At 72.2% G+C, this 12,084-nt stretch carries 10 protein-coding genes; 8 read left to right on the top strand and 2 right to left on the bottom strand.

Annotation, left to right across the window (positions count from 1 at the left end; genetic code table 11):
* Position 1: 1 nt before the first annotated feature.
* Positions 2–1,774: an acetyl/propionyl/methylcrotonyl-CoA carboxylase subunit alpha gene (locus tag AC5P1C_RS37275; protein ID WP_493870403.1), complete on the bottom strand. Its 1,773-nt coding sequence runs from the start codon at positions 1,772–1,774 to the stop codon at positions 2–4.
* Between the two features lie 454 nt (positions 1,775–2,228).
* Between AC5P1C_RS37275 and AC5P1C_RS37280 the strand changes: the two genes are divergently transcribed.
* The 6 genes from AC5P1C_RS37280 (at position 2,229) to AC5P1C_RS37305 (ending at position 9,059) form a co-directional block, all read left to right on the top strand.
* The gene (locus AC5P1C_RS37280; protein WP_493870404.1) at positions 2,229–3,710 is read left to right on the top strand and encodes an FAD-binding protein; all 1,482 of its coding nucleotides are present in this window, start codon (positions 2,229–2,231) and stop codon (positions 3,708–3,710) included.
* A 145-nt stretch (positions 3,711–3,855) separates the two neighbouring features.
* Positions 3,856–4,371, top strand: a complete 516-nt coding sequence (locus AC5P1C_RS37285) for a VOC family protein (protein WP_493870405.1) — start codon at positions 3,856–3,858, stop codon at positions 4,369–4,371.
* Between the two features lie 131 nt (positions 4,372–4,502).
* Positions 4,503–5,351, top strand: a complete 849-nt coding sequence (locus tag AC5P1C_RS37290) for a 3-methyl-L-tyrosine peroxygenase-related protein (RefSeq protein ID WP_493870406.1) — start codon at positions 4,503–4,505, stop codon at positions 5,349–5,351.
* A 60-nt stretch (positions 5,352–5,411) separates the two neighbouring features.
* Complete coding sequence (locus AC5P1C_RS37295; RefSeq protein ID WP_493870407.1) at positions 5,412–6,299, top strand: LLM class flavin-dependent oxidoreductase; 888 nt, start codon at positions 5,412–5,414, stop codon at positions 6,297–6,299.
* Between the two features lie 46 nt (positions 6,300–6,345).
* Positions 6,346–7,257 (top strand): PhzF family phenazine biosynthesis protein, encoded by a 912-nt coding sequence (locus AC5P1C_RS37300; protein WP_493870408.1) that lies wholly within the window; start codon positions 6,346–6,348, stop codon positions 7,255–7,257.
* A complete protein-coding gene (locus tag AC5P1C_RS37305; protein ID WP_493870409.1) occupies positions 7,257–9,059 on the top strand; it encodes a gamma-glutamyltransferase family protein in 1,803 nt (600 codons plus the stop codon). Before AC5P1C_RS37300 ends, AC5P1C_RS37305 begins: the two co-directional genes overlap by 1 nt.
* 40 nt (positions 9,060–9,099) lie before the next feature.
* Here AC5P1C_RS37305 and AC5P1C_RS37310 read toward each other — a convergent pair whose 3' ends face one another.
* Entirely contained in the window at positions 9,100–9,837 is a 738-nt protein-coding gene (locus AC5P1C_RS37310) for a hypothetical protein (RefSeq protein ID WP_493870410.1), read from the bottom strand.
* A 235-nt stretch (positions 9,838–10,072) separates the two neighbouring features.
* On the opposite strand from AC5P1C_RS37310, the gene AC5P1C_RS37315 reads away from it, so the two are divergent.
* Together AC5P1C_RS37315 and AC5P1C_RS37320 are read left to right on the top strand one after the other, a co-directional pair.
* Positions 10,073–11,266 carry a kynureninase gene (locus AC5P1C_RS37315; protein ID WP_493870411.1) on the top strand — a complete coding sequence of 398 codons (1,194 nt, stop codon included), beginning with the start codon at positions 10,073–10,075 and terminating at the stop codon, positions 11,264–11,266.
* Positions 11,263–12,063 carry a tryptophan 2,3-dioxygenase gene (locus tag AC5P1C_RS37320; protein WP_493870412.1) on the top strand — a complete coding sequence of 267 codons (801 nt, stop codon included), beginning with the start codon at positions 11,263–11,265 and terminating at the stop codon, positions 12,061–12,063. Before AC5P1C_RS37315 ends, AC5P1C_RS37320 begins: the two co-directional genes overlap by 4 nt.
* Positions 12,064–12,084: the final 21 nt, after the last annotated feature.

A 12,084-nucleotide genomic window follows, 5' to 3' on the forward strand; every position in this document is an offset into this window, starting at 1 on the left:
CCTACTCCTTGATCTCGCAGATCGCGGCGCCCGAGCTGACGGCGGCGCCGATCTCGGCGGCCAGGTCCTTGACGGTTCCCGACTTGTGGGCGTTCAGGGGCTGTTCCATCTTCATCGCTTCGAGGACGACGATCAGATCGCCTTCGGCGACTTCCTGGCCCTCTTCGACGGCGATCTTCACGATGGTGCCCTGCATCGGCGAGGTGAGGGTGTCGCCCGAGACGACCGGGCCCGCCCTCCTGGCGGCGCGGCGCAGCGGCCGCGCCCCGGCGGCCAGCCCGGTACGGGCCAGCTGCATGCCGAGCGCTGCGGGCAGAGACACTTCGAGGCGCTTGCCGCCGACCTCGACGACGACGGACTCGCGGCCGGCCTCGTCCTCGTCCACCTCGGCGGGGGTGGCCGCGAAGGGCTTGATGTCGTTGCCGAACTCGGTCTCGATCCAGCGGGTGTGGACCGTGAACGGGTCGGCGGAGCCGGTCAGTTCGGGTCCGAAGGCCGGGTCGGCGACGACGGCCCGGTGGAAGGGGATGGCGGTGGCCATGCCCTCGACCTTGAACTCCGCGAGCGCGCGGGCGGCGCGCCGCAGGGCCTGCTCACGGGTGGCGCCGGTGACGATCAGCTTGGCCAGGAGTGAATCCCAGGCGGGGCCGATGACGCTGCCGGATTCCACGCCCGCGTCCAGGCGGACGCCGGGGCCCGACGGCGGGTCGAAGAGGGTGACGGTGCCGGGGGCGGGCAGGAAGCCTCGCCCGGGGTCCTCGCCGTTGATACGGAACTCGAAGCTGTGGCCGCGGGCTTCGGGGTCGCCGTAGCCCAGGGCCTGACCGTCGGCGATCCGGAACATCTCCCGGACCAGGTCCAGGCCGGTGACCTCCTCGGTGACCGGATGCTCCACCTGCAGACGGGTGTTGACCTCCAGGAAGGAGATGGTGCCGCACAGGCCGACGAGGAACTCGACCGTGCCCGCGCCCACGTATCCCGCCTCGCGCAGGATGGCCTTGGACGCGCGGTACAGCTCCGCGTTCTGCTCCGGGCTCAGGAACGGCGCCGGGGCCTCCTCGACCAGCTTCTGGTGACGGCGCTGAAGGGAGCAGTCGCGGGTGGAGACGACGACCACGTTGCCGTGGGTATCGGCCAGGCACTGCGTCTCGACGTGGCGTGGCTTGTCGAGGTAGCGCTCCACGAAGCACTCCCCGCGGCCGAACGCGGCGACCGCCTCACGCACCGCCGAGTCGTACAGTTCCGGCACTTCCTCCAGGGTGCGGGCGACCTTCAGGCCGCGTCCGCCCCCTCCGAAGGCAGCCTTGATCGCGATGGGCAGGCCGTGCTCATGGGCGAAGGCCACCACCTCGTCCGCGCCGCTGACCGGATCCGGCGTGCCCGCGACCAGGGGTGCCCCGGCCCGCTGGGCGATGTGCCGGGCGGCGACCTTGTCCCCCAGGTCCCGGATCGCTTGCGGAGGCGGTCCGATCCAGACCAGGCCCGCGTCCAGGACCGCCTGCGCGAACTCGGCGTTCTCCGACAGGAAGCCATAGCCGGGATGGACGGCGTCGGCACCCGAATCCTTGGCGGCGGCGAGCACCTTGGCCATGTCCAGATAGCTGGCGGCCGGAGTGTCACCGCCCAGGGCGAACGCCTCGTCCGCCGCGCGCACATGGAGTGCGTCGCGGTCCGGGTCGGCGTAGACGGCCACACTCGCGATTCCCGCGTCCCGGCACGCCCGGGCCACACGGACAGCGATCTCGCCTCGATTGGCTATCAGCACCTTGCGCACTATGACTCGCTTTCAGGCGGTTTCAGCGATACAGCAAGGGCGAGGGGCCGCCGACGCCGTCGGGCGCGCGAAGTGGTGGCGTGCCGACAGATCCCCCGCATGTACGCCGCCGGACCGGTAACCGCGATCAGGCGGTACTCGACTTCACGCTAGCCAGCCCCGCCCAGCAGGCGGTCATCGCCCGGAAATCCCCGGGGCCCGAGCGCGGGGAGAGGCGGATTACCGGCCCGTGAGCGCCGTACGCGCAGGTCCGGGCATGCGCCGGTGCGGAGGGCACACTTCCCGAAGTCTCCTGGGGCGCAGGAAGGTTGGGGCCGCTCCCGGTGCCGCTGGTCTACAACGGTAGCGAGCCTGGCCGAGAGGAGTTCACGATGCACGGGACACGTGCCGCTGGATCACGTCACCGCACGGGTGGGCGAGCGCACCCGGGTGAAGAAGTACGCCGGGGGACAGCATGATCGGCCGTCGTGGGTTCCTCGGGGCGGCCGGTGCGGCCGGCGCCGCCGTCGTGGTGGGTTTTGATCCGCTGGGCCGTGTGTGGGTCACCGAGGCCGAGGCGGCGACCGTGCCGTTCGCCGGCGTCCCGGCCCTCGACGGTGAGCTCGCGCTCGACGACGCGGCACGGGACGGGGCCGCCACCGACCTCGGCAACATCGTCTTCCACCGGCCCCGTGCGGTGCTCCGTCCGGGTTCGGTGCGCGACATCTCCGTGATGGTGCGGTTCTGCCGGGTGCACGGCTTGACCGTCTCGCCCCGCGGGCAGGCGCACACCACGTACGGGCAGGGCCTGTCCGACGGGCTCGTCATCGAGAACCGGCATCTCGACCGGATCCGCCCGCTGGGCCCCGATGCCGTCGAGGTGGACGCCGGGGCCAGGTGGCGGGAGCTGGCCGAGGCCGCCTACGCGCAGTCGCCGCGGCGCACGCCGCCGGTCCTGACCGGCTACACCGCCCTGTCCGTGGGCGGCACGCTGTCCGTCGGCGGCATCGGCGGCATGGTCGGAGGTCTGCACACCGGCCTTCAGGTCGATCATGTGCGGGAGCTCGAAGTGGTCACCGGGACCGGGGAGATCGTGCGCTGCTCCCGCGAGCGCAAGGCGGAACTCTTCCACGCGGTGCTCGGCGGGCTCGGCCAGTGCGGTGTCATCACCAAGGCCGTGATCGAGCTGGTTCCCGCCAGGGAGCGCGCCCGCACCTACACGCTGCGGTACGACGACAACGCGGCCTTCTTCCACGACCTGCGGACGCTTGTCGAACGGCCGGGCGTCGACCACGTCTACGGCGAATTCGTCGCCCCGGGCACGTCCCCCACGTACAAGCTCTATGCGGCGGTCCTCCACGACCGGTCCGCGCCGCCCGACGACGCGGCGGTCACCCGCGGTCTTTCCGCCACGGCGGAGATCGCGGACGCGGACTATCTGACGTATCTGTTCGCGATCGACGAGGCCATCGACGCGGTGCGGGAGTCCGCGAACTGGGACCGCCTGGTCAAGCCCTGGCTGGATGTCTGGCTTCCGGGCTCCACCATCGAGGACTACTTCGCCGAGATCATGCCGACGCTCACCCCGCGCGACATCGGGCCCTTCGGCGCCGGTCTGATCTATCCGCAGCGGCGGGCCCACACGACCAGGCCGTTCCCACGGCTCCCCGAACCGGACGGGTCACCCTGGGCGTATGTCGTCGACCTCAACACCGTGTCCGAATCCACGGCTCCCGACGAGGCGTTCGTGACGGAGATGATGGAGCGCAACCGGCGGCTCTTCGCCCGCACCCGGGCGCACGGAGGGGTGCTCTACCCGATCGGCTCGGTGCCGTTCGCGGCGGACGGCTGGCGCACCCACTTCGGGGCGGCGTGGCCGGCCTTCCGTGCGGCAAAGCGGCGCTACGACCCCGGTCATGTGCTCACCCCGGGGCCCGGCATCTTCGACGGCGCCTGAGCTGTGGCCTTATGCGTTCCGGGAGCGCTCCTGTGGAGCGTCTGACACAGCCCTGAAAGAGTTCTGACTCTTCTGCATTGAGGCTTTACGGGAGCCGAAGATAGCTTCTCGTAATCTCGCCGTCCCTGTGTCCCGCGGAGCGGATATGCCTCTGAGTGAAGAAATCAGCGAAGAGATCAGCGAAGAGAGTACCGGCGTCGAATTCGCGCCCAGGATTCATCACCTGGGTGTGCAGACGGACGATCTGCGCAACTGCCTCGACTGGTATGTGGAGTTCTTCGGCGCGGAGGTGAAGTGGGACCTCGACCGGTTCTCCGAGCTGACGCGCAGCCGGCTGCCCGGTATCGGAAAGCTCGTGGAGGTCGCCGTCGGCACCGGCCTTCGGTTCCACCTCTTCGACCGGTCCGCGCACAGCGGCCGGGTGCCGGACAGCGAGGGGTTCCAGTTCCAGCACGTGTGCCTGCAGGTGGATGGCCCCGCGCAGCTCGACGCCGTGCGGCGCCGGTGGTGGCGGCTGCACGACTCGGGGCGCTTCTCGTTCGTACGGGACGAGCCGCCGACCCCGGTCGTCGTCGACGACGACGGTGTACACAGCCTGTATCTGCTCGACGTGAACGGCCTGGAGTTCGAGTTCACTCATGTGCCGGACGGCCCCCGATGAGCAGCGGCGCATGGGATTTCGGGGACTTTCCCTACGGCCTCGAAGCGCTGGTCATGCCGCCGGTGCCCGGCACCCGGGGGGCACCCTCGCAGCCACAGCCACAGCTACAGCCACAGCGACCGCAGCCGCTCGTGACCGTACCCGACGGCGATCCGGAGCTGATCTCCCGCGAGGTGCGGCTGCTCACCGGCGCCGTCCCCACACTCGTCACCGACGCCGCGCCCGTGCACGGCCTCGCCCCCGCCCCCGCGTACGACCAGCTGTTCTGGTTCCGCTGGATCACCGGGCACCAGGCGACCTTCGCCCTGTGGCGGCTGATGGGCGGACTGCTCGAAAGCACGGCGGGCGCCGCCGGGCGGGCGGAGGATGGCCCGGACGCGGCGGCGGTCAACGCCCTCGAGGCGTATGTGCACGCGTACTGCGCGCTGCTCCTGTACAGCGGGTCAAGTCCGCGGCGGGTCTACCAGAGCCTGATCCGGCCGGTGATGTTCCTCCAGCACCGCGGGTTCAGCGGCACCTGGGCCCCGGACTTCGCCCAGGTGCGGCGGCTCCTTCGGGGACGACCGCTGCCGTGGACCCACGGCGAGCGCGCCGCGGGCCTGCGGGCGGCGGTGGACGCCCACCGGGAGGTGCACGACAGCGTGGCGGCCCGGCTCGTACCCAGCGGGCGTTCCCTGCTTCAGCAGTCCATCGCCGAGACGCCGGTCCGGCCGTCGGAGCGCACGACGGTGCTCTACGACAACTTCTTCCTCACCCTGCGCGGCCAGGTCGAGGACCGGGACGTCGTCGTCCAGCTGCTGCGCCGGCTGCGGGCCGTGGCGCTCGACCTGTCCGTCAACGGCCTGTATCCGCTGGGGCGGGACGCCGACGACGGCGAGGGAACGGTGGTGGCCGCCGCCGAGCGGCGCGTGGGGATTTCCCTCTCCGCCGCCGCGGAGCACGCCACCGGGCTGCTCCGGCAGGAGCGGCCCGCCGCGTGACGTCCGATGCCGAACGCCCCTCGTGGGCGGTCGGCCCCTGTGCGAGAGGAGGGCGCAGCGATGCGCCATGGAGTGCTGCTCCTGCCCGAACACCGCTGGCCCCGGGCGCGGGAGCGCTGGCGGCTCGCCGAAGAGCTCGGATACGACCACGCCTGGACGTACGACCACTTGATGTGGCGCTGGCTGAGCGAACGGCCCTGGTTCTCGGCCGTGCCGACGCTCGCCGCGGCGGCCGTGACAACCTCGCGGATCGGTCTCGGCACGCTGGTGGCGGGGCCCAATTTCCGCCACCCGGTCGACTTCGCCAAGGAGTTGGTGACCCTGGACGACCTCTCGGGGGGCCGGACGGTGTGCGGGGTGGGGGCCGGGGCCGAGGGCTTCGACTCCCGGATCCGCGGTGACCGGCCGCTGTCACGGGCCGAACGCGGCGCCCGCTTCGAGGAGTTCGTGGCCGTGTTGGAACGGCTCCTCGGGCAGCACAGGACCAGCTTTGAGGGCGACTGGTACACCGTCGCGGACGCCGTCGTGGAGCCGCGCCCGCTGGCCGCGCCCCGGCTGCCCCTCGCCGTGGCGGCCGCCGGGCCCCGGGGCATGGCCCTGGCGGCACGGCACGCCGACATCTGGGTGACCAGCGGCGCGCCGAACGTCTTCGAAGCCGAACGCTTCGACCGCGTACTGCCTTTGCTGAAGGAGCAGTTGGCCGCGGTCGACCAGGCGTGTCTCGCCGTGGGCCGCGACCCGGCGACGCTGCGGCGCCTGCTGCTCACCGACGCGCAGGTCGGGGGCGTCCTCGAGACGGTGGGCAGCTACCAGGACGCGGCCGGGGCCTTCGAGGACGCCGGTTTCACCGACCTGGTCGTGCACTGGCCACGGTCCGAGGCCCCGTTCCAGGGCCGCGAAGAGGTCCTGTTCGCCTTCGCGGAAGCCGAGCTGAGGGAAGGGCGATGAGCAGCGGTGAAGGTACGGCGACGACAAGAGCAGAGGAGGGGTGGCGATGACGAGGGCCGAGGAGGTGACACGCATGGAACAGGTGGAGTTCGAAGTGGTGGGCATGTTCGGCGCCGAGACCGGCGGGGGCAGCCCCCTCGGGGTGGTGTACGGCGCTGAGGGGCTCGCCGGAGCGGAGATGCGGCGGATCGCCGACCGCTGTGACGCCGACGAGACGGTGTTCGTGCTGCCGCCCACGCTGCCGGGCGCCACGCACCGGGTGCGGGTGTTCAACCGGCGCGGCGAGTCGCCGTTCGGCGGACACTCGGCGGTGGGCACCGCGGTAGCCCTGGTGCGGTCGGGGCGCCTCGCGCCGGGGCGGGTCGCGCAGCAGTGCGGCGACCGGCTCCTGGAGCTGTTCGCCGACGCGAGACGCGCCACCGTCAGCGCCACGGGACCGCTCGAATCCGCCCGCCCCGACCCGGCTCCGCTGCTGGCTGCGGTCGGCCTCGACGCCACCGATCTGGGCGCGGGGCCGGTGCTCGGCGCGGGGTTCGGGCCGCTGTTCCAGCTGCTGCCGGTACGCGATCCGGAACGGGTGCGGGCGGCGCGGCCGGACTTCGCGGCCATGGCGCGCGGCGCCCTGGCCGATGTGTTCGTCTTCCACTGGGACACGGCCGCGCACACCGCCACGGCCCGCATGTTCGCCCCCGGCTACGCGCTTGACGAGGACCCGGCGTGCGCCTCCGCCGGACTCGCTATCGGTGTGTGGCTGCAGACTCAGGGGCTGCTGCACACGCGGCGCAGTTACGCCTACCGGGTCGAGCAGGGCGGGGTCGCCGGCCGCCGCGGCGTCCTGGAGTGCACCGTCCGCGGGGGCGCCACCGGGGCGCTCACGGCCACCGTCACGGGCGGCGCGCCCGGCGAGCGGTCCGGCCGCATCCCCCTCGTCACCCGGCCCGTCACGGAAGGTTCCTGATGCTGCTCAGGCCCGAACTGCACGGCACGCGTGGTGCCGTGTCCAGCACGCACTGGCTCGCTTCGGCGGCGGGAGCCGCCATGTTCGACGAGGGCGGCAACGCCTTCGACGCCGCGGTCGCCGCCGCTTTCGTCATCCAGGTCGTCGAACCGCACCTCAACGGTCCCGGCGGCGACGTGCCGATCCTGCTGCACGACGCCCGGCGCGCAGGCACCGTGAAGGTGATCGCCGGGCAGGGCCCGATGCCACGGGCCGCGACCATCGAGCACTTCCGCGGTCTCGGCCTCGGCGCCGTGCCCGGCTCCGGACTGCTCTGCGCCGTGGTGCCCGGCGCCTTCGGTGCCTGGCTGACGCTGCTGCGCGACCACGGCAGGCTGCCGCTCGCGACAGTGCTCGCGCCGGCCGTGCACTATGCCGGGCACGGCTATCCGCTGCTGCCCAAGGCCGCCGCGATGATCGAGGTGATGGCGCCGCTGTTCCGCACCGAGTGGGCCGAGTCGGGGCGCACCTTCCTGCGTCCGGACGGCAGCGCCCCGAAGGCGGGCGAGCGCCTGGCCAACCCGGCGCTCGCCCGCACGTACAGGCGCGTCCTGGCCGAGGCGAAGGCGGCGCGCGGCGGCCGCGAGGCGGGCATCGAGGCGGCGCTGCGGGCGTTCTACGAGGGTTTCGTGGCCGAGACGCTCGACTCCTGGCTCGGCGGTGGTGCCGAGCTGATCGATGCCACGGGCCACCGCAACAAGGGGCTCCTGCGGGGTTCCGACCTGGCGGGCTGGCGGCCGGACGTGGAGCGTCCCGTGTCCCTCGACTACCGGGGCCATCTGGTGCACAAGCCGGGGCCCTGGTCCCAAGGGCCGGTGTTTCTCCAGCAGTTGGGGCTGCTACGGGACGCCGGGCTCGCCGAGATGGAGTTCGGCGGGGCGGACCACCTGCACACGGTGGTGGAGTCCGCGAAGCTGGCCTTCGCCGACCGGGAGGCCTGGTACGGCGATCCGCGGTTCACCGACGTACCCCTCGAAGCGCTGCTCGACCCGGAGTACGCGGCCAAGCGACGCGCCCTGATCGGGCCCACGGCCTCCCTGGAGCTGCGGCCCGGCTCGCCGGGCGGAAGGCCGCCGCGCCTGCCGGAGCTGCCCACGGCCGCGGAGGTGCGCGGGGGCCTCGGCTGGATGGAGCAACTCGCGGACGGCATACCGGCCGTGGTGCTGCTCAGCCAGGCCAAGGGCGACACGTGCACGGTGACGGCCGCCGACCACGAGGGCAACGTGGTCGCCGCGACGCCCAGCGGCGGCTGGCTGAAGAGCTCGCCCGTGGTGCCCGGTCTCGGCTTCCCGCTCGGCACCCGTGGCCAGATGGCCTTTCTCGACCCGGGCCATCCCAACGCACTCGCGCCGGGCAAGCGGCCTCGGACCACGCTCAGCCCGTCCCTGGTCCTCAAGGACGGTCGGCCGTATCTGGCGTTCGGTACGCCGGGCGGCGACCAGCAGGACCAGTGGACCCTCAACGCCTTCGTCGCGCATGTGGAGTTCGGGCTCGGCCCGCAGGCGGCGGTGGAGGCCCCGGCCTTCCACACCGACCACGTGCCGTCGTCGTTCACGCCGCGCGTGGCCCGGCCCGGCACTATGACCGTGGAGCGCTCCTTCGGCCCCGAGGTCGTCGCACGCCTCCGGGAGCGCGGGCACGACGTGCGGGAGGTGGACGCGTACTCCCTCGGCAAGGTGTGCATGGTGGGTGCAGGCGCGGACGGCGGGGTGCTCGGCGCGGCCAGCCCCCGTGGGCAGCAGGCCTACGCGGTGGTGCGCTGAGGGCACGGTGTGCGCTGAGGGCGCGGCGGGCGCTGCCGTTTCACACGCCCGCGTGGCCGGCTTCGCCCAGGGTCCGGCGGACGTCTCCCGCCGCGTAGTGGGTGCGGCGGCCGCTGGTGCGGCGGTCCCAGTCGTTCTCGCTGGCCAGGCGGTAGACGCTGCCGCGGGCGATGCCCCACAGGGTGCTGATGTCGGCGGGGCTGAGCCACTGGCCCCGCGATGCGGTGCGCTGCGGTCCGCTCCAGCTGTGCAGCGGGTCGCTGTCGCAGCGGACATGGGCCGGGGCGCCGCGGCCGCGCGCCGCGTGGGCGACGAGGGTGCCCTCGCAGCCGGGGGCCGGGCAGGCCCCGGCCCTCGCGCGCACGGCCGTCACCGACTCCCCGGGCCGTGCGACGCGTTGGGCCCGAGCGGTCAGGGCGGCGATCTCCGACGTGAACGCCTCGGCCGCCGGGTGCCGGACGAGGAAGTCGAGATGGCGGGCGAGGAAGGCGCTGAGCGCGTCGACGTCACGCCGTGGCGCGCGAAGGCCGCGCTCCTGCACCGTGAGCCCCGCCCAGGAGGCGAGCGTGGAGAGCATCGCTGCCCGTAGATCCGCCGCCGGAGCGTGCAGGATTCCGCCCCGACCCTGCCGGGGTGCGGGTGAGCGTTCCCAGGCGGGCGGGCGGGCGCGGTCGTGACGCTCGCCCAACTCCCGGTAGAGGGCGGGGAGTCGAAGGAGTTCGTGGGCGAGCCGGGTGCGGCGGTGTGCGGTGTCCTGGACGTGGTCGTGGTCGCTCATCGGCGGCCGTCCCTTCCCGTTGTCGGTGTCCCGTCGACATGTCTCAGCCCACGGCCGCCCGCGGGGCATTCCTCAAAGTCCGGTTCTGAACCTTCCCTGAAGACGCCTTCAAAGAGCGCTCAATGAGCCCTGAAGTTCCTTTGAAACGAACGTACTTGACCCCTGTACAGGGCCGAAGACAACAATTCCTACAGTGCGCGTCGACTGTGTCCACGCGAGATCTGGAGCACATCAAGTGGAATTCACCCGCGAGTGGGCGGAGAAGATGGATCTCGACGACCCGCTCTCCGCTTTCCGTGAGAAATTCGCGCTGCCGGACGGCGTGATCCAGCTGAACGGGAATTCGCTCGGCCCGTTGCCCCGCGCCGTGCCGGGTGCCCTGGAGCACGCGGTGCGCCGGCAGTGGGGCGAGCATCTGATCCGCGCCTGGAGCGAGGACGGCTGGTGGGACGCACCTGAGCGGGTCGGCGACCGGATCGGGCGGCTCATCGGGGCCGCGCCCGGTCAGATCGTGGTGGGCGAGTCGACCTCGGTGCAGTTGTTCAACGCGGTGACCGCCGCCGCCCGGCTCTCGCCCGGCCGCCGCGTCCTGGTGTCGGACGCCGCGAACTTCCCCACCGACCGCTATCTGGCCGCCTCGGTGGCCCGCCTCCTTGGCCTCGATCTGGTCGAGGCGGTGCCCGCCGACCTCGGTGAGGTGCTGCGACGCCACCATGGCGAGATCGCCGCGGTGCTGTGCGGCGCCGTCGACTTCCGCACCGGTGAACTGTTCGACGTCGCCGGGCTCACCAGGAGTATCCACGCGGCGGGCGCCGTCGCCGTGTGGGACCTCAGCCACGCGGCGGGCGCGGTGGTGCTGGATGTCGACGGCGCGGACGGCGCGGGCGTCGACCTGGCGGTGGGGTGCGGCTACAAGTACCTCAACGGCGGCCCGGGAGCGCCCGCCTATCTGTACGCCGCCGCCCGCCACCACGACGTACTCGATCTGCCGCTGACCGGCTGGCACGGGCACGAGCGGCCGTTCGACATGGCCGGGGGATATGTGCCCGCGACCGGGATCACGCGGGCCAGGACCGGCACCCCGCACATCCTGTCGCTGCTCGCGCTGGAGGCGGCCCTCGAACCCCTGGAGGCCGCGGGCATCGAGGCGGTGCGCCGCCGCAGCCTGGAGCTCGGTGACCATCTGCTCCAGCTCCTCGACTCAGACGGCGAGTTCGAGGTGGTGACGCCACGGGCGGCGCATCGACGCGGCGGGCAGATCACGCTGCGCCACCCCGAGGCACCGAAGATCGCGGCGGCCCTGACGGCACGCGGCGTGATCACCGACGCCCGCCCGCCGGATCTGCTGCGGCTGTGCCTCAACGGCCTGTACCTGTCCCGGACCGATGTCTTCGACGCAGTGACCGCGCTGCGGGAGGTGACCTCTTGACCACCACCGAAGTGGACGAGCCCAACGCCTACGTCAGTTATGCCCGCATGGACGAGCTGCACCGGCTGCAAGTGCCCAGGACCTCATCGCCGTACGAGATGTCCTTCCTGCTCATCAGCCACGTCAAGGAACTCCTTTTCCGCATGGTCCACTTGGAAGTCGACCAGGCCCGGGACCTGCTGTGCGCGGACCGGCCCGATGACGCCTGCCGGGCGCTCGCGCGTGCGGTGCGCAGCCAGCGGGTCCTTTCCGGCTGCTGGGAGTCCATGAACGCGATGCCGGCGGACGAGTTCCTGGCCTTCAGGGACACGCTCGGCAGCGCCTCCGGCACTCAGTCCTTCATGTACCGGCTGCTCGAGTTCACACTCGGCAACCGCGACCGGGCCGTCGTGCGCCCCGCCGACCTGGAGTCCTTTCCCGAGCTGCGCGCGGAGCTCGCGCGACCCAGCCTGTACGACGAGGCGCTGCGGTTCCTCGCCCGCCACGGGCACCACGTGCCCGAGCGGGTCACCGGCCGCGACCCGGCCGCGCCGTACGAACCCGACGAGGCGGTGGAGCAGGTCTGGCTGCGGATCTACCAGGACCCGCGGGGGCAGCGCGTCGCCCACGATCTGGCCGAGCAGCTCCTCGAAGTGGCCTATCAGTTCTCGCGCTGGCGGGCCTCGCACCTGCTCGTGGTGGAGCGGATGCTCGGCGGCAAGCGGGGCAGCGGGGGCAGCGACGGCGCCTCCTGGCTGCGCGCCATCAACGAACACCGCTTCTTTCCCGAGCTGTGGACCATGCGCTCGCTGCTGTGAGGCATCAGTTCTCGACCAAGG

This window comes from Streptomyces sp. A18, assembly GCF_059026065.1.

What these genes read in the sequence shown, in the direction of transcription:
- AC5P1C_RS37295 (WP_493870407.1), top strand. Translation starts at nt 5,412, where the DNA reads ATGCGCCATGGAGTGCTGCTCCTGCCCGAACACCGCTGGCCCCGGGCG.
- AC5P1C_RS37280 (WP_493870404.1), top strand. Translation starts at nt 2,229, where the DNA reads ATGATCGGCCGTCGTGGGTTCCTCGGGGCGGCCGGTGCGGCCGGCGCC.
- AC5P1C_RS37285 (WP_493870405.1), top strand. Translation starts at nt 3,856, where the DNA reads ATGCCTCTGAGTGAAGAAATCAGCGAAGAGATCAGCGAAGAGAGTACC.
- AC5P1C_RS37310 (WP_493870410.1), bottom strand. Translation starts at nt 9,837, where the DNA reads ATGAGCGACCACGACCACGTCCAGGACACCGCACACCGCCGCACCCGG.
- AC5P1C_RS37305 (WP_493870409.1), top strand. Translation starts at nt 7,257, where the DNA reads ATGCTGCTCAGGCCCGAACTGCACGGCACGCGTGGTGCCGTGTCCAGC.
- AC5P1C_RS37300 (WP_493870408.1), top strand. Translation starts at nt 6,346, where the DNA reads ATGACGAGGGCCGAGGAGGTGACACGCATGGAACAGGTGGAGTTCGAA.